General features: G+C 52.6%; 19 protein-coding genes and 1 other RNA gene. 7 read left to right on the forward strand and 13 right to left on the reverse strand.

All coding sequences use genetic code 11. The features are described from left to right. Nucleotides 1-8: 8 nt before the first annotated feature. Nucleotides 9-2,855, forward strand: coding sequence for a BPTD_3080 family restriction endonuclease (locus BKP64_RS18135; protein ID WP_070973172.1), 2,847 nt, complete (start codon nt 9-11; stop codon nt 2,853-2,855). 70 nt (nt 2,856-2,925) lie between these two features. Here BKP64_RS18135 and BKP64_RS18140 read toward each other — a convergent pair whose 3' ends face one another. From BKP64_RS18140 to BKP64_RS18150, 3 genes are all read right to left on the reverse strand, one after another. Next, nucleotides 2,926-3,465, reverse strand: coding sequence for a hypothetical protein (locus BKP64_RS18140; protein WP_070973174.1), 540 nt, complete (start codon nt 3,463-3,465; stop codon nt 2,926-2,928). 189 nt (nt 3,466-3,654) lie between these two features. Further along, nucleotides 3,655-4,182 carry a GIY-YIG nuclease family protein gene (locus BKP64_RS18145; protein WP_070973176.1) on the reverse strand — a complete coding sequence of 176 codons (528 nt, stop codon included), beginning with the start codon at nt 4,180-4,182 and terminating at the stop codon, nt 3,655-3,657. Between the two features lie 7 nt (nt 4,183-4,189). Continuing rightward, complete coding sequence (locus BKP64_RS18150; protein WP_070973178.1) at nt 4,190-6,181, reverse strand: hypothetical protein; 1,992 nt, start codon at nt 6,179-6,181, stop codon at nt 4,190-4,192. 101 nt (nt 6,182-6,282) lie between these two features. On the opposite strand from BKP64_RS18150, the gene BKP64_RS18155 reads away from it, so the two are divergent. Next, nucleotides 6,283-7,206: a viperin family antiviral radical SAM protein gene (locus tag BKP64_RS18155; RefSeq protein WP_070973180.1), complete on the forward strand. Its 924-nt coding sequence runs from the start codon at nt 6,283-6,285 to the stop codon at nt 7,204-7,206. Between the two features lie 207 nt (nt 7,207-7,413). Here BKP64_RS18155 and BKP64_RS18165 read toward each other — a convergent pair whose 3' ends face one another. The 8 genes from BKP64_RS18165 to smpB form a co-directional block, all read right to left on the reverse strand. After that, complete coding sequence (locus tag BKP64_RS18165) at nt 7,414-8,343, reverse strand: hypothetical protein (RefSeq protein WP_070973184.1); 930 nt, start codon at nt 8,341-8,343, stop codon at nt 7,414-7,416. A gap of 58 nt (nt 8,344-8,401) precedes the next feature. Next, the gene (locus tag BKP64_RS18170; RefSeq protein WP_227515460.1) at nt 8,402-9,082 is read right to left on the reverse strand and encodes an inovirus Gp2 family protein; all 681 of its coding nucleotides are present in this window, start codon (nt 9,080-9,082) and stop codon (nt 8,402-8,404) included. 290 nt (nt 9,083-9,372) lie between these two features. Further along, a complete protein-coding gene (locus BKP64_RS18175; RefSeq protein WP_070973188.1) occupies nt 9,373-9,588 on the reverse strand; it encodes a helix-turn-helix transcriptional regulator in 216 nt (71 codons plus the stop codon). A 341-nt stretch (nt 9,589-9,929) separates the two neighbouring features. After that, nucleotides 9,930-11,525, reverse strand: a complete 1,596-nt coding sequence (locus BKP64_RS18180; RefSeq protein ID WP_070973190.1) for an ATP-binding protein — start codon at nt 11,523-11,525, stop codon at nt 9,930-9,932. A gap of 22 nt (nt 11,526-11,547) precedes the next feature. After that, nucleotides 11,548-12,759, reverse strand: coding sequence for a tyrosine-type recombinase/integrase (locus tag BKP64_RS18185; protein WP_070973192.1), 1,212 nt, complete (start codon nt 12,757-12,759; stop codon nt 11,548-11,550). Nucleotides 12,760-12,934: 175 nt separating this feature from the next. Beyond that, nucleotides 12,935-13,299, reverse strand: a transfer-messenger RNA (tmRNA) gene (ssrA, locus tag BKP64_RS18190). Between the two features lie 91 nt (nt 13,300-13,390). Further along, nucleotides 13,391-14,809, reverse strand: a complete 1,419-nt coding sequence (locus BKP64_RS18195; protein ID WP_070973194.1) for a wax ester/triacylglycerol synthase family O-acyltransferase — start codon at nt 14,807-14,809, stop codon at nt 13,391-13,393. Between the two features lie 139 nt (nt 14,810-14,948). Further along, the gene (gene smpB / locus BKP64_RS18200; protein WP_070973195.1) at nt 14,949-15,428 is read right to left on the reverse strand and encodes an SsrA-binding protein SmpB; all 480 of its coding nucleotides are present in this window, start codon (nt 15,426-15,428) and stop codon (nt 14,949-14,951) included. A gap of 179 nt (nt 15,429-15,607) precedes the next feature. Here smpB and BKP64_RS18205 point away from each other — a divergent pair, with 179 nt between their 5' ends. The 3 genes from BKP64_RS18205 (at nt 15,608) to BKP64_RS18215 (ending at nt 18,026) form a co-directional block, all read left to right on the forward strand. Then, nucleotides 15,608-17,230, forward strand: a complete 1,623-nt coding sequence (locus BKP64_RS18205) for a sodium-dependent transporter (protein WP_070973197.1) — start codon at nt 15,608-15,610, stop codon at nt 17,228-17,230. A 71-nt stretch (nt 17,231-17,301) separates the two neighbouring features. Beyond that, nucleotides 17,302-17,745, forward strand: a complete 444-nt coding sequence (locus BKP64_RS18210; RefSeq protein WP_070973198.1) for a type II toxin-antitoxin system RatA family toxin — start codon at nt 17,302-17,304, stop codon at nt 17,743-17,745. After that, nucleotides 17,745-18,026 carry an RnfH family protein gene (locus tag BKP64_RS18215; RefSeq protein ID WP_070973200.1) on the forward strand — a complete coding sequence of 94 codons (282 nt, stop codon included), beginning with the start codon at nt 17,745-17,747 and terminating at the stop codon, nt 18,024-18,026. The genes BKP64_RS18210 and BKP64_RS18215 overlap by 1 nt, the downstream gene beginning before the upstream one ends. A gap of 8 nt (nt 18,027-18,034) precedes the next feature. On the opposite strand, the gene BKP64_RS18220 is transcribed toward BKP64_RS18215, so the two are convergent. After that, nucleotides 18,035-18,367: an outer membrane protein assembly factor BamE gene (locus BKP64_RS18220; RefSeq protein WP_070973202.1), complete on the reverse strand. Its 333-nt coding sequence runs from the start codon at nt 18,365-18,367 to the stop codon at nt 18,035-18,037. 122 nt (nt 18,368-18,489) lie between these two features. Here BKP64_RS18220 and fur point away from each other — a divergent pair, with 122 nt between their 5' ends. Then, complete coding sequence (gene fur / locus BKP64_RS18225) at nt 18,490-18,900, forward strand: ferric iron uptake transcriptional regulator (protein WP_070973203.1); 411 nt, start codon at nt 18,490-18,492, stop codon at nt 18,898-18,900. A 79-nt stretch (nt 18,901-18,979) separates the two neighbouring features. Here the strand turns inward: fur and recN are convergent, their stop codons facing one another. Beyond that, nucleotides 18,980-20,659, reverse strand: a complete 1,680-nt coding sequence (gene recN, locus BKP64_RS18230) for a DNA repair protein RecN (RefSeq protein WP_070973205.1) — start codon at nt 20,657-20,659, stop codon at nt 18,980-18,982. 288 nt (nt 20,660-20,947) lie between these two features. Between recN and grpE the strand changes: the two genes are divergently transcribed. Next, a complete protein-coding gene (grpE, locus tag BKP64_RS18235; RefSeq protein WP_070973207.1) occupies nt 20,948-21,544 on the forward strand; it encodes a nucleotide exchange factor GrpE in 597 nt (198 codons plus the stop codon). Nucleotides 21,545-21,556: the final 12 nt, after the last annotated feature.

Below are 21,556 nucleotides of genomic sequence, written 5' to 3' on the forward strand. Positions count from 1 at the left end.
AGGGGAGCATGGCTGATAAACCGAATTCCCTGGTGATCAATTCGCCTTATGACAAGCCAGATCAGTTCTGGTCACAGGATGATAATGGCCGTGTTGCCGGTGTAGTGAGTGGCCGTAGACCTGCCGCCTATGAGCTCTATGATTCCCGGAATAATACGCGTCGAGTTGAGGAGCTGGAAACGGTTAACCGAATCCGTCAGCGTGTCGATGCGTGGCGGGAGGCTGGCTGGCCAGGGGTGACGAGTGTTTCCCGTGAACTGCTTAGCCACTGGTACTCAAGGGGTGAGTGGGACTCTGACTCAAAGCGCTGGAATGGTGGTCCGAGGCCTTTTCCGTTCTATTTTTGCCAACTTGAAGCGATTGAATCTCTGATCTGGTGGCTGGAAGCTCCAGAGGATTACCGTCAAGGAATCTTTCTGCAAGGCGATGGCGGTCCCTGGGAGCGCATTTGTAACAAAATGGCGACAGGCTCCGGCAAAACCTCGCTGATGGCCTTGATCATTACATGGCAGACCCTCAATGCCGTCACCTACCCGAAAGATAAACGTTACTCAAAGGCCGTTTTTGTGGTGGCGCCAGGTCTTACGGTAAAAAGCCGGCTACAGGTTCTCAACCCTGGCAACGAAAGTAATGTTTACGATGAGTTCGTGTTGTGCCCGAACGAGGCAATGCGCCAAAAGCTGAACCAGGTGGTTCTGGTCATCGAAAACTGGCACAGCCTGATGCCCCTCAAAGAGCAGACACGCTCCGTCGTGAAAAAGGGTAAAGAGAGCGACGAGGCGTTTTCCCGAAGAGTGCTTGGCAAGCTGGCTTCTTACAAAGACATCTTGGTTATTAACGATGAAGCCCACCACGCCTACCGCCAAAAGGCTGAGGTAAAAGTCAGCAAGAAAGAGGCTGAGGAAATGGGGATCGATCTGGAGGAGGCGACCCGTTGGATTGAGGGGCTGGATCGCATTCACAAGACCCGTCGAATTCGCCGATGCTTTGACGTAACCGCGACTCCTTTCTCACCTACGGGCAAGAAAAACACGGAGAAAGGGCTGTTTGAGTGGATCATCTCGGATTTTGGCCTCAATGACGCCATTGAAGCGGGATTGGTCAAGACACCTCGAATTGTCGTTCGGGATGACGCGCTACCGGATGCGAAGACATATGCCAGCAAGCTGTACCATCTGTATCGGGACGAGTCCGTAAAGCAGGATCTTGCCCGCAAAGCTCAGCCTACCGACCCCTTGCCGGATCTGGTTCAGAAGGCCTATGCGATCCTTGCCTATGATTGGCAAGAGACGGCAAAAAGCTGGGAGGCAGAAGGTCACACGATTCCACCCGTGCTGCTTACCGTTTGCAACCGAACCGAAACCGCGTCCCGTATTGAGCATTTCTTCAACAGCGGCGACTGCCTGATTTCCGGAACCCAGAATCCGCTGGCTACCTTGCGTGTTGATTCGAGGGTTCTGGAAAAAGCCGAGCGAGGGGAAAGCATCACGAAGGATAAAGATTATGCGGTGAGAATGGAGGAGATAATCAATGCATCCATGCTCCCGGCCGATAAGAAGGAAGAGCTTCTTTCATTGAAGCAAGAGGAGCAGCTCCGGGCTCTGGTCGATACAGTCGGCAAACGAGGAAAGCCCGGTCAGAATCTTGAGAACGTGATTTCGGTAGCCATGCTGTCCGAGGGATGGGACGCGGCCAATGTAACTCACATCATGGGCTTGAGAGCGTTTAGCAGCCAACTTCTATGTGAACAGGTTATTGGCCGAGGGTTACGGCGGGTAGCGCACGATATGGATGAGAACGGCAAGTTCATTCCAGAATACGTCAATGTATTTGGTGTGCCGCTATCGATTTTCCAGGAAGTGGGCGAGGGTGGCGAGACACCGCCTCCTCCAAAACCCAGCGTACGGGTAGAAGTTGAGCCTGGCAGAAACCACTTTGAAATCCGTTGGCCCAATATTGACCGGGTTCAGACTGTTCTCAAACCAGAGTTGAGAATGGATTGGGAGGCGGTTGAGCCACTGACTCTGGACCCGGCCCAAACGCCGCTGAATGCGGAAATTGCACCTGCCCTGACCGGTATTCCTAATCTTGCACAGGCCTCTCAGATCGATCTGGAGAAGGCTGTAGAGGACTTCAGGTTGCAGCACCTGATCTTTCGTGCAGCCAAAAAGCTTTTCATCAGTAGCAGCGCTGGATTTGAGGGGGATAAACAGTATCTGGCCGTTCAGCTAATCCGTATCGTTGAGCAGTTCCTGGAGTCCGAGAAGTTAGATATCCCAAGCCTGTGGCACCAGGACCCGGTTCGCCGCCGACTTTTGTTCGCGCTGAATATGGATAACGTAGTCACCCATGTGAATCGGTTTGTAAGCAAACAGAACGTTGAACGTCTGGAAGCTTTGTTCGATGAGCATCAGCCAATTGGCGCGACCTCTCAGATGCGGCCTTGGCTAACCACCAAGCCGTGCAGGCAGACAGAGCGTTCACAGATCAGCCATGTTGTTTATGACAGCACCTGGGAAAAACTTGTAGCGGATGTCTGTGAAAAGGACGAATCAGTCCATTCATGGGCGAAGAACGATCATTTGGGCTTCAAGGTCCGGTACCTGTGGAATGGCTCTTCCCGGAACTTCATACCGGATTATCTAATTCGGCTAAAGAATGGCCTGACACTGGTATTGGAAGTTAAAGGGCAGGATTCAGAGCAGAATCGAGCCAAGCGGGCAGCGATGGATGTCTGGGTTAAAGCCGTGAACGAGCAAGGGGGCTTTGGCTCCTGGTGCTTTGATACGGTATTTGATCCAAGCTTGGCGAGGGATGTGATTGCTGTCCATTCCAAACAGCCTGCTTCTGCTTGATATCAGCGAATAATGACGTTTGTTTCCGGGTGATGGGCGGCTGGTTCAGCTGATACCTCAAGACTCTTGGTTAAGTCGCTTGTCCTGATTTGGCAATCTCTCCTTCGCGGGTGTCCAGTTGGTAAGATTCCTTGTAGGCAGATTCATAATCCACCCGGAGATCCAACCGGCTCAGCTCCTTTTCGATCTGGTCGAGGCTGTCACCGTCCTGGAGGGCAACTGCTATTGTGAGCAATGATTTCGACTCACCTGCAGACAGAGCATAGTCGTCGGTGAGCAATGTTATTTGCTGGTGATACCGTCGCGTGGAGAGCATTTTGTTCACCGCTTCTTTAACGTCAGTTATTGGCTTGCCATCAAGGTAAACCTCAAACTCGTTGATAAAGGCAGGGCCAATCCCTTTGTTGATCAGGTCGATTGACAGGACCCCTTTGCCCGGTTCAGTGGTCCGGTGAGTGAACCTGGTTAGGTGGGGCCGGACGGAGAGTCGGTTGTGCTTACGCGCCAGGGCGGCTTGATAGATAGTGAGGCCGAGAGCGCAAATCCCGATTACGGCCGTCGTGATGGTTCCGATAGTTCCAATCGATGCTTCAATCAATTTCGTTTCCATTTCGTCCGTGGGTTAGTTTTCTCTCAAGCTGAAATACCTCTCGCCCGCAGAGCCTTGGACTGTATCAGGTTCGATGGCCAATTCACGGCGGCGGGCCACGCCAAGTCTTACTCGATGGCAGGATTGGGGTTCACCTGCGGCCATGAGGGTCTATATTATTCATGCGTTCGGCGGCTGTGTTTTTCGGATTCAACGCTCCGAGTCAATATTGAACCACGGCCGCCAAGCGCCAATCAGGCGATCTTCTTCGAAGAAGCGTTCTGCAATGGCATTGTCCTCAAAGTCAGTACGATACGAAAAGCCGACCGATGATCCAATGAGGGTCAGTGGCTCCTTCTCATCAGGAAATATATGCTCAATGCCCCAGCGTAGTTGACAGGATGTGGTTTTCGGACGTGCTTTACGGTTTTCTGGTTCAGTCCCGTGGAGCCTGCCAGAACACCCTCTTTTGAGGTGGGGAGAGAACCGCCCGCGAATATTGGTCGTTTTCCCAACGTAAAGGCATGGAAACTCCAATTCCTGAGGCCACCAGTCTTCGTATCTTACTTGCACCAGGTTGCCCCCGGGGCCTTTCAGAACAACGGATCTATTCGATCTTAAAAGCTGTTCCCGGTCGCCAAGCCACCAAAACGCATAGATGCCTGCATCATGTGGAAGGTCAATTTTTCTCCCTGAACAGATTTCGTTGACGGTTCGGATTTGACTGGAATTGTGCACCGGTGGATTAGCCTCCTTGGGGTTGCAGTCGTGGAACGCCCTCATAGGTTTGGTATAGGTTTTCCCAAAAATACTCCCGTACCTTCTTGACCATTTCTTCTGTTGAAGGAAGGTACATCACAGGCTCTTCCAGACCGCCATAGTAAATAATCGACAATCTGTATTGGTCGCATGCACCTGGGTTAAACCCGCGATGGTGCCCGCAAGCAAAGACAGCAAGAGCATCTCTCGCGACTTCTCCGCGAATATCGCCAAAACCTTGCCTACTGAGCATATTCAGGGCCTGGTCAAACTTTTTCTTCGATGCTTCCAGGTGGTTATTTGCCAACTCGTGCTTTGCTTCCAGCTGAAGTATTAGAGGCCTGAGATTGTCTGCAGTCGGGAGCTGCTTTAGTCGATTAAAAAGAGTATCTGCCAGCTCACGAGCATCGGCAGGTCTATTCCGTTTGTCCGGGTCATTCAGTAGTTGCGAGAGCAAACTCACGAATCCATAGGCTTGTTCAAGATCAGTGCTTGCTAGATTCACCATCCTCCATCCGGCAGCCCTTCTCACAGGTAATGAAATTGTGTCAGAGCAGACCACGCTGTTAAGGGCCGCCCAGTTCTGAGTGTTGTCGATCCGTTGGTAGAGGTCGCTATCTGTCGGTGCAGTATTTAACCAGTCGCTTTCCTCATACTCGATCTGACATGCTCGGAGAAGTTCAGCTTTTCGCTTGTAGAGCGCCACGAAATGCTCTTTAGAGAAAGCGAACGGTGACTCATCTTGAATTGGATCGGTATTGCCCAGCTCCATCAATCTCTTGTTCAACTGGTTCGAGAGAAAGTTTAGGTTGCCATCAAGCGGGGTCACTGACAGTAAAGTTGTCCGGGCTTCCAATGGAAAGCGTTCATCTAGTGTTTCTCTGAACAACTGGCGTTCTGTCCTTTCGTCGTCGGTCCGCTTGCAGGTACCAATTGTGGTGTTGTAAGCCACCTGAAAGAGAGAGACCACCTGCATCGCCTGATTGATTGAAGGGTTTGGCAGTCTCTTGGCTTCGTCAGGTACGCCTATAGCCTCTGCAAGCATGAAGTAGGTGGCTTGGAAGGCTCTGGCGTAAAGAAGACGCTTTCGAATCGTTCGAATCGTTGGCGGGTGATACCGCAGGGATACGTGGTGACAAAAGTAGTCTTTTTCTTCGGCACTGAGCTGGTCGTTCTCGAGGAGATTTTTTGCCATTTCCTCAGGAATAGGGGTTTCAACACTAAGCGCATGTTCGTTGAGGCCCTTCAGTTTGACGAACGCTCGAGCCCTTTCGAAGTTTTCATCAAGGCTGTTGTTTTCGTCCCACTCAAAGGTTCCTTTGAACTTTAAGTTGAGCCTGTTAGGGAAGAACTCGAGGATTTTGTTGATTCCGGGCGTCCGTGCGCCCGTGTACCAGTTCCCTAAGGTTTTTCGTATGGATCTTGCGTCAGCAACCGTGTCTTTTTCTCGACCTCCAATCATGTTGGAGTCGGTGAGGGCTTGTGCAAGCTCATCAATCGATCCCGACAGTAAATCGAGAAGCCAATCCAGCACCTGAGTCACTGGCATTGTTAGCACTTCATCATTTTCTTCCATTACCGCTGGAAGATACCAGAATCGTCCACCCGGCATTCCGGGATCTGTTTTTTGCTCTGTGTCCCAAAAAGCTAGGTGCCTGCCAAGACCTGGGGCATACACGTGCGTTGCCATCAGCCATATGACGTGTTTTGGGTCTGAATGGGAAACCCAGATATTGCGTTCCAGGAAATTATTGACCTCTGACCACACTGAGAAGTTGTGCCGGGCCTGCAACTGAGCAACTTCATCTACGCCAAGTGAGGATAGGATGTCATCGACATAATCTTCCGTTGTTGCGAGTTGGCTGTCGCTCTTTCGTCGAAGTTCCTCGAACTCTCTTCTCTTCTTGTCGGCTGGACCCGCCTGGAGGATGTCGCGAATGAAGGCGAGGACAGACTCTTTTGAGGGAATGTTGGCCAAAACTTCTCCCTTTAGGGGGGGGTGGGAAAGCGTTTTCCACTAACCCCACCACTCAAAACTTATTGTTTGCTCTCACGTCGTCAAACTGAGGAGAGGAAACGATGCTGCACTACAACGCCCACAATCCGAAACAGCTGGTCATCAACTGGCATCTCACAGAAGCCTGTAATTATTCATGCCGGTATTGCTATGCCCATTGGCAACGCGATGAGTCGGTAAAAGATCTGATTCGGCAAGACTACCAGATACATCAGCTGCTGTCGGAGCTGCGAGGGTTCTTCGATCCGATTAATTCCCGGAACCCATTGGCTTGGAAAATGGCCTGGTCGAACACCCGGTTGAACATCGCTGGAGGTGAGCCGCTGCTATTTCCCTCCGTTGTCGAGGACACTGTTAAGTTTGCGCGACGGGTTGGGCTTCGGGCCTCGCTGATAACGAACGGCTCCCTTCTGACAGAACGGATTGCTCGTCGCATTGGTTCAAGCCTGGAGGTGTTAGGAATCAGCATCGACTCAGCTCAACCATTCAGTAACCGCCTTATTGGGCGTATCAATTCGCAAGGGGAGTTCTTGGACTTGGGGCAGCTGCAGAGGGCTGTTGAAGCCATCAGGGAGCGGAACCCGGCGATTAAGATCAAGTTGAATACCGTTGTTAATCGAGTGAACTGGCAGGATGATTTCTCGGACCTGATATCGCTGATACAGCCCGACAAGTGGAAGGTCTTAAGAGTTCTGCCTGTGACGGATCAGTCCATGACCATCACAGATGAGGAATTTCAGTTTTTTTTAAACCGGCACCGAAAGTACGGCAAGATTGCCGTGATTGAAGATAACCAGGATATGGTGGAGTCCTACATCATGGTTGATCCTCAGGGCCGGTTTTTTCAGAACTCGCCCTGTTCAGCAGGCTATGAGTATAGCCAGCCTATCCTCGGGGTTGGTGCTGAAAAGGCATTCAGCCAGGTTAACTTCGATGTCGATAAGTTCAGCTCCCGATACCCCGGAAACGGCGGGGGAGTGGCATGAAGTATTCCTCGGATAAAGATGTCAACAAGTATGCAAAACAACTGGTTCGAGAGGGGTGGGGCTTCAAGCGTGGCAAGAAACACGGGAAGTTAATTGCCCCTGGCCGCAGGGGCATCGTAGTTGTACCGACAAGCCCAAGCAGTAAAAGAGCGGTTCAGGAGTTGGCGTGGGCCGTTCGTAATCTTTAACCTGCAGCGCGAGTTGACATTACCGCGCCTTGAGCTGCGCCTTCAAATTCCATGGCAGCAGCTCAAGACCTCGGTTTCCGCTCATGGATTCCGGTAGGTCTTCACCAATCCTGGAAACGGAGTACTCCTGCTCATAGCGAAGATCATCAGCCTGTGAAACGTTGGGGGGCCGAAATGGCGTCCCTTCAGGTCCATACATGGCCACTGTCTTAACTCCCTTCAATTGCTCATTGATGGTCAGAAAGGCCTGCCTGCTCATTTGGGGGGAGTGGCCTTCGATCATCTCTGAGACCTTGTTCTGTAGGATATCTCGTTCTCTTGCTGTTGCTGTGGGGATAATGAATGAACGCGTCCCGGGCCAGCTATCTGGATTTTCAGGCTGAATCCAGTCTCGTTGAACCCGCTGAATTAGCCGCCCTTGCCTTTGTGCGTTGAGCAAATCTCGCGAGACGCTCACGAGACATGTAAATGTCGGTGTGATCTGGAGCTTCCGGTCTGTTGTTCGACTGATCTCGACTTTCAGGAGCCGCAGCGCCGTTCTGACGGTGTAACGCCAGAACGGCTGGTCACGGGCGAGATATAAGTACGCTATAAGGGTCTCGAGCTGATTTCGTAAATTTGACGCATCGCATGGCACGCCTGGCAATACGATGGCAATCCAGTGAGGCGCGCGCCTCGGGTCGCTTTCAGAAGTGGGCATGGATTCCCTGTCAATCACCGACCGTAGTGCCGACGCCCAATTTCGAGCACGCCTTCGTTGGCAATCGGGGCAGAACCGGTGATGACAGGCCAGCAAGTACGGATTGGTCACGACACGCTCAAACGGGTAGGTTTTCACTTTTTGCCCGCACTCGCGAATCATTCTTGCTTGGTATTCTGTGGCTTTCTTCCCCTGGAAATACGCAGCAATCTCCGCAGCCGTTGGCGGTTGGCTTGAATTGTTTTTCATGAGGCACTCTTCTAGGCAATGTGGGGGAGTACGGAGGGGGTATTGAGTAGGTGGCAACTCAGCTGCTCGACGTTCTGCTCGAGCCGAAGTTATGGTTGCCTGATCCGAATAACTTGCTGGCGAGCTTGGCGAAGTAGCTGAGGCGGTAGAAGAGATCGTCGTACCGCTCCCCCCTGTTGATCCGATAGATCGGCTTCCTAGGGATGCTGACAAGTCCGTCAGCCAGATGCTCTTCCATTCCTAGTGCGCTAGCCCAGGCACTACTGATCATGCCGTAGAGGCTTCCTGAGTACGGGCTGAATTCTCCTAATCCGCGAAAAGTCTGCTTGTTGAGTAGAAGGGCGCAGTGATAGTGAGGGTTGCCATTTTTTCCAAATTCTCTGGTCCAAACGAAATGAAGTGCAGTCGGATGAAATCGCTTCCCATCTCGTACCGCCTGCGCCTGCCTGGCTTTTATCTTGGCCTTCAATGAAGCAATGAACCTGCTAAATACAGGGCGCCAATCTGGATGGTGCCTCCAGTCGAACTGGAGCGGGAGTCTAAGGTCGACCCTGACGGCCATTATGCTGGCATGTTGCCTCAGCGCTCCCTCAATCGTTTCATCAATACGTTGAAGATAATTATGAATGAACGGGCCCTGCTGCCAAACAAGAGGCATACCGTTGTAGGCATAACCATTATAAATCCAGAGGTTTGGATCAGAAGAGTGTCTGTAGAGGTTAAGTGTATCAATCATCATGAATTCCTTATTAGTCAATCACCAGACACAGCAATCCCTAGGTAACCTGGTTAATGCATAGGCTTCCTATAGGTATCTGATCTAGCTATTCAATTGGTTGTTATGTAGTGGTGAGATGGATGACTTGATGCCCGTAAGTAAATACTATTTAAAACCTACAACTAGTTTGTCGATGCGGCTTGAATATTGGTGCTAACTTGATCGAGAGATCATCAGGATTATAGAGCGGCGTTACTCTGCATCAATATCAAGGTGTTTGAACAAGCATTTATTATTTCTTAGGGATCCGATCAAGCAACGGAATTGCGATTCATCGGGTGGTTCTGGATGTCGCGATTCTCGATTCTTTCTGTAATCCACCTGTGGACCTCTGCGTCAACCCAGCCGACACTCCGACCACCCAGGGGGATGGGTTTAGGGAATGTGCCTGCGCAAACGTACTTATATATGGTTGAACGGGCTAGGCCGGTTTTTTCGATGACATCTTTTAGCCGAAGTATTTTCATTTATTTCCTCCAAAGCGTATGGGTTCAGAGGATCTGGCGAGCGTGTAAACAATAATAGATGCCAGTGTATCTATGGAGGCAAGTCTTAATATAGGGCTTGCCTTTATATAAGCTATTGCGGTGGAAGCCAGATTTTGTGGCTTATAGCCTGGGGCGCTGATCGGTAATCGTTTACCTAGCCGTGTGTTCAGCTCAGGCAGCAAAATTATGGGTGTGCTCGGGTGAGCGAGTGAGAGTTGGAAGACAACCGCCTCGCCAATTCGAGACGACTTCAGGGCTTTATCTGGCCTATTTTGGGGGCTGAGCTTTGAAAAAAATTATGAAATTACAGAAAAAATGTCTTAGACGTCGTCAATGTCGTCGGAGGATTGAGTGGTCTCAGTGGCTCGAATCTCCCAAACAACGTTCGATCCTTGCTTTCCTAATGATTTGCAAAAGACTCCTTTTTTCTTAAGCCGAGGGGCAACTATCTTTAATTCAGCGCCAAATTTCCGCGTGCTTTTCGGCCAGTCATTACGGTCTTCTTCTGGAAGGTTTTTGAAGAGATCTTTTTGCCAATCATTTAACGGCTTATTTTCTTTATATTTGGGGTTCTCAGCTGCCCATAAGAGAAGAGATCTGGCAACAACAGATTCATCTATGATGTTTTCGTTGGTTTCGCTTCTTAACTCACTAAGTGTTTCTGCAAATGAGCTAATATTGGCATTAAAGTATTTGCAGACCATTGCTCCCGTTAATGCAAAGTTGTCGAAATATATTTCGTCATTAATTTTAAGTGATAGTGATCTTTGCTTGTTAAGTGTGCCAGCTGCAATGTTTACCAATTCAAGTAAGGCTTTATACCTGGTTTCTTTAAATAGCTGATTTAAATTTTCATTCAAGGTTTTTGCATCTAGTATTGGAAGGTCAATAGATATTCCTTTTTTGATAAGAAGTGGATTTGAAAGTATTGAGGATGTACTGGCAACAATAACTGGATTCCTTAGATTGATGGTCCAGTTGCTTCCTGAGTTTCCGTGGTTGATCCGGTTATTTATTCCATTGTTTAACAACTCATAAATCTGCTTTTGCATAGGCTCTGAAATGTCGTCTGCATTATCTATTGCAATTATGTAATTATTTTGGGCGAGGGAAAGTAATTCTTTTGGCGAGCTTGGTACTTCATTTAATGTTTTATCAGTCGGATCTATCAAGTTTTTAATAATCCAGGCTGCGGTGCTTTTTCCAGAGTCTTCTGTGCCGGTTATTTCCAGAATTGTTTGATCTCCCTCCGGAAAAAGTGTGCAAACCATCCAAGTTATCACGGTGCTGTAGTATGTTTCGGGAATGTTGGTCAGGCCTAATATATAAGTTAGATGAGGCGATTTTTTTGATAGCAGGTAAGGAAATTCTTTTTCATCAGGGTTCGACAGCAAGGCCCCAGGTACACCTGAATCATGGCGAATTCTAGCGTCGATGCTGGAAAGGTTGGGTGGTCGTAAAAAATCAACATCTATGAGGTGCTTAGACTGGGGATCAAGGAGAAAATGTTCAGCTCCATCTGATGAATATCGAATGAAATTCGTTCCGTCAGCTAGATCCAAAAAATAAGAGTGCTGCCCTATACCAACTCTAATACTTATCTTGCTTGGAATAGCCTTAGTTTCAGCTTTGAGGATACGTTTCGCTGTTTCTATCGCTGAATTACTAATAACGATATGGTAACTGGAGAATGCTACGTCTGTAATCTTATTAAAAATTGTCTCCTCGTCGATGAAGAAGACCTCTCTGGTTTCAGTATCTACGAGGTAAACATTTCCGTTTTTATGCAAGCGTTTCTGCATGACGGACAATGTGAGTTCGACAATTGCCCTTACCTGATCGCTCTTCGTCGGGGGTGTTGGCTTAGGAATGTTAACTCGTTGCGGGTATTTGTCTGGATTCGCTGGGTTGCTCATCTTTTCGGGCTCATGATGTCAATTAATGGGTGGAGTCAGGCGGGTGCCTGAGATCGTCTAGGTAATCTGCCCAAGCTTGCATCATCTCTTTGCGATCATCGATGAACTCTGTCCTGTTATAGGCGCGACCGTGCATGTCCGCAACACGGTGGGCTAATTGCATTTCGATCAGGTCGACGGGGTACTTGAGTTCTTCCTGCAGCAGAGTCCGGGCCATCGCCCGAAATCCATGGGCGGTCATCTTTCCCCCGTATCCCATCCGATCCAATGCTGCTTTGATAGCTACATTGCTCATAGGGCGCTTTGCATCCCTGGCATTGGGAAATACATAGCGACTGCGGTGCGCCGTGACTGGCTCTACTTCCTTAAGTATCGCAACTGCCTGGCGGGACAGAGGCACGATCAAGGGTGCGCCGTTTTTCGTCGAGGGTAGCTCCCACTGCGCCTTGTCGAAATCGATCTGTTCCCAAAGCATCTGTCTGGTGTCGCCAGGACGAGTAAATACCAGCGGCGAGAGCCTTAAGGCGGCTGACGTTGCAAAGTGACCCTGGTAGGCATGGATATCCTTCAGCAGCTGTGAGACTTCATCGGGCCGAACCAACGCGTGCTGGTGTTTCACTTGTGTGTTGGGTAAGTAACCGGTCAGATCGCGGGTAACGTCGGAGTCGACCCTCGATGTTGCAACTGCGTACCGGAACACCAGGCTGATAAGGGTTTTGACCCTGTGAGCGGTCTCTGTGTTGCCTTTTTTGACAATGGCATCCAGGGCTTGCAGGACATCCACTGGCTGAATGGAGCGGATAGGGCGTCCGGCCAGCAGAGGAAAAGTGTAGATTTCCAGTCTTCTCCAGTTCCGAACTGCGTGTGCCTCCGTCACTTCAACGGAATGCTTCTGCTGATACCAGTCCTCACAGAGGGTGCGGAAGGTATTTTCACCGTCGGATGCTCTTTGCGTGGATTCCTGCCGTTTGTGAGCGCTGGGGTCGATCTTCTGTTGGAGTAATGCTCTGGCATCATCCCGCGCCTTGCGCGCAGCCGCGAGGGAAATTTGTGGGTAACTGCCTAACGAAAGGGTCTTCTCGTTACCCGCAAAGCGGTACCGCAACCACCAGTACTTGGATTCGCCCTTAATGACCAGGGTGAGGCCGCCGCCGTCGGCCAGTTTCCGCATCTTCCCGGAATCTTTGGCATTTTTCACTTCGTTGGCGGAGAGTTTGTTGAGCTGGCGGGCCATGGGTATCCATTTTGTGGGTAACGGAGCATGAAAAAGCGCTGTTACCCGCAATGTTACCCACAAGTGAGCGTGGAAGCCAGTGGATCAATATGGACCTTGCAGGCATAAAAAAGCCCCGTTTCCGGGGCCTTAGGGCGTTTCAGTGGATCTCGCTGGACCTTCTGAAACTCTTGGTTGGTGGAGACGGCGGGAATTGAACCCGCGTCCGCCAGTACTCAGCCTTGAGGGTCTACATGCTTAGTGTCCTTCTATTAATTTAACTTCAAGCGACCCGAAGGTCAGGGTGCAAGAAGCGATCTCTTTAAATCTTAGCCGTTAGCCAGTGAGCTCTGGATAACGGAGCATCCCGTAAGCGATGACGTCCTGAGATGTAGCTCTGGGCTACGGGCGACCCAGTCAGGACGACTAGCAGCTTACGCTGCTAGTGCGTAGTTTTCGTCGTTTGCGACTATTGCGTTGCAGCTTTGGATTAACGAGATTCGCTGCCATCTCGACATGCACTCAAGGGTTCGCCACCGGCGTCGAAGCCATGTCGTCCCCTTACTCACAGTATATGTGTCCGGTTTGCCGGACTTCAAGGTTTCTTTTTTCCGCTTTTCTGTATTTTTGCCGGTAGTTGTACTTACCGCCGCTATCCTGCCCTTCGTTCAGGCTCGCCCTGCCGGCCTGCCAAAGCCGCATGGCTCAGGGCCTGAAAGCTTTCCCGGAAGTAGCCCATCACCGCATCCGGGTCCGCATGAATGGCTTTATCGACGGTAATGCCGAACTGCACGGTGCCCGCGTAGCTGAGAATGCTCATACCGATGCCGATAGTGCCGCTCTGGGGCACCCAGAACATGGGTTGGGTGAGCTTGCTACCCGCCAGGTAGAGGGCGTCTTTCGGTCCCGGCACGTTGGTCAGCACGGCAGACGCCTTGTTGCTAAGCAGGTCCAGTGCCCGCCGTTCAATGATATCCGGGCCGCGGCCGAATAAATCAAGAAGGCTGTAGGTAACCTGGGCCTGATAAGAACGTTTCAGGCGGTTCATGTTCTCCTGCACCTGCCGGAAGCACATGAGCGGATCCAGCACTTCTACCGGCAAGGTAACCAGCACCAGCCCAAACTGGTTGCCCAGGGTTTCGATAGGTTGGTCAAGGGGGCGCAGGTTAAAGGGCACAGCCACTCGGATCCCGCATTCGGGAATGGTTTCCTTGTGCGCTGCAAAATGCCGCTGCAAAGCCCCGGTGACCGTGCAGAGCAGTGCATCGTTTATCGTACCACCCAGGGCTTTGGCGCAGGCCTTTACTTCTGAGAGGTCCAGAGGGTCTGCCCAGGCCACATGTTTGCGGCCGGAGAGCGGCTGCTTCAAACCGGTTGCCGGTTCATAGGGGGCCAGGCCAAGCTTGATGAGATCCAGGGCCACGCCGCTGGCGGTCGACGCCAGTTTAAGTGGGTAGTTGGGCTCTTCCCGAACGGACTGAATGAACAGTCTGGCCTGACTTGCTGCGGTTTGTGCATTGTCCACCGCACGGTGGAGAAACTTCTGGACTGCCGATCTTCGATGCGGTTTTGAATGCCGCTTCGACGCCACTTTACTGAGTCTGGGTTCCGGGGTTTTATCCGTCAGGGACAGCATGACCCGAACCAGTGAGATGCCATCGGCAATACAATGGTGAATGCGAATAAGCAGCGCACTTCCGCCCTCGTAATTGTCGATGTAATGCATTTGCCAGAGCGGCCGCCGGAAATCCAGCGAGGTGCTGTTCATGTCACTGACGAGCTTTTGGAGTTCGGCTTTGTCGGCCTTGCCGGGCAAGGCGATCTGGTGAAGGTGGTTGTCCAGATCGAACAGCGGGTCATCCTGCCAGTAAGCCCGGTCTCCGGTGTCGATAACCCGCTGACGGAACCGGTTGAATCGCAGGAATCGCTCCTCAAGCGTGCGCCTGAGACGGTCCATGGAAACGGGGCGGTCCAGGGTCCACACCCCACAGATCATCATGGGGTTCTGGGGCGTGTCCATTCGCAGCCAGGCACGGTCGACAGCGGACATAGGTGTTTGAGTTGGTGACATAAGTCCTCCCTTTGCCATGCACCGGGATTCCCGAGTATAGGCCCGATAAACAGGTGCGCAAAGAGCATGAGTATGCGACACACTGATACGTGTCGCATATGACCGATGTCAGGTACTCAGTGATTAGTCACTTACACAATCAGGCGTTGGCATCACGCATGATGCGTTGTTTCTGGCGGTTCCAGTCGCGCTCTTTCTCGGTGGCCCGCTTGTCGAATTCCTTCTTGCCTTTTACCAGGGCAATCTCGCACTTCACTTTGTTCTTTTTCCAGTACAGGGCGAGGGGAACGCAGGTATGGCCAGTCTGGTTGACCTTGCCCATGATTTTGGAAATTTCTTTGGCGTGCAGCAGCAGTTTCCGCGTGCGGGTCGGGTCCGCGATCACGTGGGTTGAGGCTGTATTCAAAGGCGTGATGTGAGAGCCGAGCAGCCAGGCTTCGCCATTTTTAAGTAACACGTAGGCGTCCACCAGCTGTGCCTTGCCGGCGCGCAGGGATTTAACCTCCCAGCCCAGCAGGGCAAGGCCCGCTTCAAAGCGTTCCTCAATGTGATACTCGTGTTTCGCCTTCTTGTTGAGGGCGATGGTACCGCTCGGCGTTCCGGGCTTTTTCTTGCTCATGAATCAGTTAATCCGGGTTCGGACGAATGAACGAGCCGGCCGATAGGTGGCCGGCAAAACGCGCATTGTAGCTCAGGAGTGCCAGACCGGTCACGAAATCGCCTTCATGGGGAGTTGTCGGTCGTGCGCCCGCGAGTCCATCGGCTACAATGTGGGTCTGAATTTGATCAGGGATGCCAATGCCTAAGCCGTATCAGACAGCCATAGGGTCCTTTACCCGCAAATCCACATTTTTCTGGGCAGCGGTCGGCGCCACTGTCGGCCTCGCGAATCTGTGGCAGTTTCCGTACCTTGCGAGTCTTCACGGCGGCGGGGTATTTGTGCTGTTGTATCTGGGTTGTCTCTTACTGGTCACGCTTCCTTTAATGGTGACCGAGGCAGCGCTTGGGCGTTATTCCCGCCATGGCATTGTCCTGGCCATGGACGGATTTATCCGCAGTGCCAAGGTTTCGCGAGCGTGGATGGCGGCCGGGCGCCTCAGCATTGTTGCTGCCTTCCTTGTACTGTCCTATACCGCGGTGTTTGGCTCCATTGCCCTGGCCTATATCTTCTTTGGCGCGATGGGGCGGTTTACCGGCGCGGATCAAGCCGATGCCACGGGCATTCTCTCAGCCCTTGTGTCTGACCCCCGGCAATACCGTGTTTTCATGGGCTGGCACGCCTTGTTCATGGTGCTGGTGGTATGGGTGTCCGTTCAGGGTGTAGCAAAGGGGCTGGAGCGGACCCTCAGAATTGTGGTGCCGGGCAGTCTGATGCTGATGCTCGGCCTGTTTGCCCTGGCAGCCTGGCATGGGCGGATCGATGGGGCTGTCAGTCATATCCTTGAAATGCATCCCCAGGATGTGACGTTGGAAAGTCTGAAGGCGGCATTGTTCCATGCGTTTTTTACTCTCGGTCTTGGGATGGGCGTGTGGGCCATTTTTGGCGCTTACACCACGCCGGATACCCGGTTGAAGCGATCAATTCTGGCGGTTGTTCTGATGGACGCACTAGTGGCGATTCTCGCCGGGCTGATGATTTATGCGGTAGCCACAGATGGAAGCAGCTTTGATGGCGAGCGTGGGTTCGGTCTTCTGTTTGTTTCTCTGCCGGTCACACTGGCACAGCTACCCGGGAGTCAGTTTGTAATTGCAGCCGTTTTTCTGATGGTGGTTATGGTTGTATGGACTACCGCAATTGGTCTTTTGGAGCCGGTCGTTGGCTGGTTGCAGGAGTGGATCGGAGCGCCCAGGGGCTGGTCGGTGCTGCTGGCCGGACTGGCGGTATGGTTTGCCGGCCTGGCGTCCTTGTTTTCCTTCAACATCTGGTCCCAGGACCGCTATGCGGGGGCAACCGTTTTCCGCTGGCTAGAGCTGATGACGGGTGGTTTTCTCATTCCCGTGGTGGCCATCCTGGTTGCGGTGTTCGCAGGCTGGTGCTTGACTCGAAGTCTGTCCCATCGAATCCTGGGGCAGGCGCCCAAGCTGTTTGCTTTCATTTGGTTCTGGGTAATGCGTCTCGTGTTGCCAGTTGTGGTGGCTTATATCGGTATCCAGTACACCGCGTTCTCGCTGGCGGGTCTGTGTGAAAACGGCAGTAATGCTTTGTGGTGTGGCCAGCCTGAAGCTGCTATCTACGATGCCCCTGGGCGCGAACAGAGTGAGTCGCGTGGCCAGGCATCCACGGCGGACCCGGTCAGGGAGTCTGGTGATTCGATCCCGCCAGCGCCGGAGGAAAAGGTTCCGCCGGAAAAAACCGGGGCAGAGCCGGCACCCGCTGAAAATACCCCAAAGGAAGGCGAAATCCTTTATAATAGCGTTTGATTCAGACTGTCATTTCACTGACGTCCGTATCCGATATCACCGCAAGTTTGTAAGCAGGACATTCGGCTCCAATGCCCCATCAGATTGATAAAACAGCTCTTGTCATGCACTCGGCTGAGCGCATGTTCCATCTGGTTAACGATGTCGCCCGTTATCCGGAGTTTTTGCCCTGGTGCGCGAATGCAGAAATTCATGACCAGGATTCCGGGCAAATTACGGCCTCCATGGAAATCGCCAAGGGGGGCATTCGCCATACGCTGACCACACGCAATCAGCTGCTGATGCCGGACGCGATTGAGATGAACCTGGTCGAGGGCCCGTTTCAGAACCTGAGGGGTCGATGGCACTTCAAGTCACTGGATGAAAACGCCTGCAAGGTTATTCTGAGTCTTGAATTCGAATTTTCCGGTTCCTTGTCCCGAATGGCCTTTGGCACCATTTTCAGCCAGGCTGCGAATACGATGGTAGATGCGTTTTGCCGCCGGGCAGATGACTTGTATCGGGGAGGCGCGTGATGCCGAACGTGGAAGTCGCCTATGCCCGCCCGGACAAACAGGAAATTCTGGCGGTTAAAGTGCCTGAGGGAACCACTGTGCTGGAAGCAGTCAAGTTGTCCGGTATTTCCGGAATTTTCACGGAAATTGATCCAGACGCTACCGATATGGGTATTTTTGGCAAAGTCATCAAGGATCCGGCTGCCCACCAGGTAAGGGAAGGCGACCGGATTGAGCTCTACCGCCCGCTCAAGATCGATCCGAAGCAGGCGCGCCAGAACCGGGCGAAGAAGAAAGCCTGACGGCTGTCCTAGTAGGCTGGAGTTTCTTCAAGAAGCTGTGCTTCATAGTGGGAAAACAGGTCGTTGTCGTAATAGACCACGATTCGTTGTTCCTCAATGTCGCCACCACTGCGCTGGAAGGTGTACACGTAGTATTCCCGGGACAGGTCGACCGGGTTCAGCATCAGGGGTGTGCCCATGACGGCGTGTACCTGGCTGCGGGGCATGCCCTCGGTCAGTGCGGTCAGCTCTTCATCGGTCACGATGTTGCCTTGTTGGACGTTGATTTTGTAAACGCCTGGGAAAACGCAACCTGACATAATGAGAGTGAGAGTGAGAATGAGAGCTGTGAGCTTTTGCATCGCCGGGGGAAATCCTCTATCTTGAATTCGCCTGCCAGGGGCAGGTGTGACACGGTCAAACCGTTCAAAGGCGGCTTCATCATACCGGAAGCCGTGAGGCACACCAAAGAGTGAATAGTAACATGTCATCTGAAAACGCCGAATTACGTAAAGTCGGTCTGAAAGTTACTCTGCCGAGAGTGAAGATCTTCAATATTCTGGAGAACGCCGACGAACACCACCTGAGTGCAGAAGACGTTTACAAGAAGCTTCTGGAGCAGGGAGATGACGTGGGGCTGGCAACGGTCTATCGGGTTCTGACACAGTTTGAGGCGGCTGGCCTCGTGCTCCGTCATAATTTTGAAGGTGGCCACGCAGTCTTTGAAATGGCCGGGGACGATCACCATGATCATATGGTTTGTACCCAGACTGGCGAGGTTATTGAGTTCGTCGATGAGGTTATCGAGGAGCGTCAGAAAAAGATTGCTGCAGAGCATGGCTATGAGATTGTCGATCACAGCCTGATTCTCTACGTAAAACCCGCCAAGTCGTAAGCCGAAAAAAAAGGGCGGGTTTTTAGGCCCGCCCCAACAGCTCTCAGGATCGAGAGGGGTAGAGGTATCTTTGGGCAATTCAGTGGTGGGTTGCCTGTCCCTTGGAAAACATTTCTCTTGCATGGGCAATGGTATGCTCGGTCATATCCACTCCACCCAGCATTCTGGCCACTTCGCTGATTCTTCCCTGATCATCCAGTGTTTCTATTTTCGAGAACGTAGCATCGTGTTCGGTAAACTTGCTGACGAACAGGTGCTGGTTGCACTGGGCTGCCACCTGGGGCAGGTGCGTAACGCACAGGACCTGTCCGCTGTTGCCAAGACTGCGGAGCAGGCGGCCAACGACTTCGGCAGTGCCGCCGCCGATGCCCACATCCACCTCGTCGAAAACCAGAGTAGGTGTGGTTGACGTCTGGGCCACTACCACTTGAATCGCGAGGCTGATCCGGGATAGTTCGCCGCCGGAGGCGACTTTCGCCAGCGGGCGAGCCGGCTGGCCAAGGTTGGCGCTGACCAAAAACTCAATGTCCTGCTGGCCGTGGGGCGCAGGCTCGCCGTTGGCGTTACGGCTAAGGTGGGTGACAAACTGCACGGACGGCATGCTCAGTTGTGTCAGTTCTTCCGCAATGCGCTGATCCAGCTCGACCGCTGCCTGTTCGCGTGCTTCTGTAAGCTTGTCGGCCAGTTGGTCAAAGGATGCGCGCTGTTTTTCCAATTCTGCTTCCAGCTGTTCAAGGCTGCCCGCGCCGCCGTCCAGTTCGGCAAGTTCTGCACTTAGCCGCTGATGGAATTCCGGAAGCTCTTCCGGAGTGATTCGGTGTTTCCGTGCCATCTGGTATATCGCGCTAAGCCGCTCTTCCACTTCTGTCAGTCTTGCCGGGTCTGCCTCATAGTCCTCGACAAAACGGCGCAGGTTATCGCCCGCCTCGCTGATCTGGATCTGGGCTTCGGTCAGCATCTGAATGGTGTCTGCCAGCGCCGGCACATCGACCGGTAGCTGTTCAAGCTGTTGCAGCGCCTGGCGAACCAGGTCGGCGGCACTGGTTTCTTCTTCGGTGCAGAGCAGCGCAGCCTGGTGGCTGTTGTGCAGAACTGCGTCGGCCTGGCTCAGTTGTGCCTGTTCCTGCTCAAGTTGGTCCTGTTCGCCGTTTTCCAGTGACAGGCGGTCCAGCTCTTCCACCTGGTAGCGGAGCAGTTGCAGCTTGGCTTCGGTTTCGTCCGCATTCTGCTTTCGTTCTGTCAGGCGCTGGCGGGTCTGGTTCCAACCTTTCCAGGCTGTATGGGTGTCGGCGGCCAGGGTTTCAACGCCAGCATACTCGTCCAGCAGTTTGCGGTGGGTATCCTTGCGTAGCAGGGACTGGTGTTGGTGCTGGCTATGAATGTCCATCAGCAGGCCGCCCAGATCTTTCAGGTGCGCCAGGGGGCAGGGTTGACCATTGATATAGGCTCGTGAGCGCCCGTCCTTGCTGATGACACGGCGCAGGATACAGTCGCTGTCATCATCCAGTTCGTGGTTTTCAAGCCACTGCACTGCTTCCGGAATGCCAGACACTTCGAAGCTGGCGGTGATGTCTGCACGTTTGGCTCCATGACGCACGGCGCCCGCATCGGCGCGCCCGCCCATGGCCAGCCCAAGGGCGTCAAGAACAATGGATTTGCCGGCGCCGGTCTCTCCGGTCAGTGCTGTCATCCCTTTGCCGAACTGGAGCTCTACCCGTTCGGCGATGGCGTAATTGGAAACCGTGAGCTGTGTGAGCATGCAGATAACCTCCGCGTTCTTCGAGCCAGCGTCTTGGCGGGTTGCTCAAAATGAGCGATTGGCCAAACACTGTGATTTCATACAGTGACTGTGAATATATACAGGGTTTTTCCTGTTTGCAAATCCCGGGATGTGAATTTCTTCAGTATTGAGGTGTATAGCGGTTGAAACCTGACGGACGGGCCCCATATCCGTTCGGAAATACAGTTTTTCCGGCTCGCTGCGGCCGGGAGCCATGTTTAATCGGCCGGTATGAAGCTGGCCGCCGGATATTCAGCAGGAGTAGTCATGAGCACTGATGAAAACCGCAACGAACAGGTAGAGGAAGAGCTGAAGGAAGCGACCGAAGCTGCAGCTGAGGACGCTGAGGCTTCCGGTGCCGAAAACGAAGGCTCCGAGGTGGAAGTACTGAAGGCCCAGGTCCAGGAAGCCCAGGAGCAAATGTTGCGCTCCCAGGCCGAGATGCAGAATGTGCGCCGTCGAGCTGAGATCGACGTGGAAAAAGCTCACAAGTTTGCTCTCGAAAAGTTTGTCAAGGAGTTGTTGCCGGTGGCGGACAGCCTGGAAAAGGCGGTAGAAAGCACCGAGGCCAACGAGAATACTGGTGAGCTGGTTGCGTCGATTCGCGAAGGCGTGGAAATGACGCTCAATCTGTTCACTGCAAGTCTTAAGAAATTCAACGTTGAGCAGCTGAATCCGGTTGGTGAGCCGTTCGATCCGCAGCAGCACGAGGCCATGTCCATGGTGCCGGCGCCTGACGCAGAGCCGAACAGTGTTGTTGCTGTGGTGCAGAAAGGTTATCTCCTGAATGGTCGCGTAGTACGCCCGGCCATGGTCGTCGTCGCCAAAGCCGCAGACGCACCAAAAATTGATGAGCAGGCTTGAAAAGCCGATTAA

Source organism: Marinobacter salinus (assembly GCF_001854125.1).
Taxonomy (GTDB): Bacteria; Pseudomonadota; Gammaproteobacteria; order Pseudomonadales; family Oleiphilaceae; genus Marinobacter; species Marinobacter salinus.

What these genes read in the sequence shown, in the direction of transcription:
- BKP64_RS18140 (WP_070973174.1), bottom strand. Translation starts at nt 3,465, where the DNA reads ATGGAAACGAAATTGATTGAAGCATCGATTGGAACTATCGGAACCATC.
- BKP64_RS18180 (WP_070973190.1), bottom strand. Translation starts at nt 11,525, where the DNA reads ATGAGCAACCCAGCGAATCCAGACAAATACCCGCAACGAGTTAACATT.
- BKP64_RS18135 (WP_070973172.1), top strand. Translation starts at nt 9, where the DNA reads ATGGCTGATAAACCGAATTCCCTGGTGATCAATTCGCCTTATGACAAG.
- BKP64_RS18195 (WP_070973194.1), bottom strand. Translation starts at nt 14,809, where the DNA reads ATGTCACCAACTCAAACACCTATGTCCGCTGTCGACCGTGCCTGGCTG.
- BKP64_RS18185 (WP_070973192.1), bottom strand. Translation starts at nt 12,759, where the DNA reads ATGGCCCGCCAGCTCAACAAACTCTCCGCCAACGAAGTGAAAAATGCC.
- BKP64_RS18210 (WP_070973198.1), top strand. Translation starts at nt 17,302, where the DNA reads ATGCCCCATCAGATTGATAAAACAGCTCTTGTCATGCACTCGGCTGAG.
- BKP64_RS18170 (WP_227515460.1), bottom strand. Translation starts at nt 9,082, where the DNA reads ATGATGATTGATACACTTAACCTCTACAGACACTCTTCTGATCCAAAC.
- BKP64_RS18220 (WP_070973202.1), bottom strand. Translation starts at nt 18,367, where the DNA reads ATGCAAAAGCTCACAGCTCTCATTCTCACTCTCACTCTCATTATGTCA.
- BKP64_RS18175 (WP_070973188.1), bottom strand. Translation starts at nt 9,588, where the DNA reads ATGAAAATACTTCGGCTAAAAGATGTCATCGAAAAAACCGGCCTAGCC.
- smpB (WP_070973195.1), bottom strand. Translation starts at nt 15,428, where the DNA reads ATGAGCAAGAAAAAGCCCGGAACGCCGAGCGGTACCATCGCCCTCAAC.
- BKP64_RS18165 (WP_070973184.1), bottom strand. Translation starts at nt 8,343, where the DNA reads ATGAAAAACAATTCAAGCCAACCGCCAACGGCTGCGGAGATTGCTGCG.
- grpE (WP_070973207.1), top strand. Translation starts at nt 20,948, where the DNA reads ATGAGCACTGATGAAAACCGCAACGAACAGGTAGAGGAAGAGCTGAAG.
- BKP64_RS18205 (WP_070973197.1), top strand. Translation starts at nt 15,608, where the DNA reads ATGCCTAAGCCGTATCAGACAGCCATAGGGTCCTTTACCCGCAAATCC.
- BKP64_RS18155 (WP_070973180.1), top strand. Translation starts at nt 6,283, where the DNA reads ATGCTGCACTACAACGCCCACAATCCGAAACAGCTGGTCATCAACTGG.
- BKP64_RS18215 (WP_070973200.1), top strand. Translation starts at nt 17,745, where the DNA reads ATGCCGAACGTGGAAGTCGCCTATGCCCGCCCGGACAAACAGGAAATT.
- recN (WP_070973205.1), bottom strand. Translation starts at nt 20,659, where the DNA reads ATGCTCACACAGCTCACGGTTTCCAATTACGCCATCGCCGAACGGGTA.
- fur (WP_070973203.1), top strand. Translation starts at nt 18,490, where the DNA reads ATGTCATCTGAAAACGCCGAATTACGTAAAGTCGGTCTGAAAGTTACT.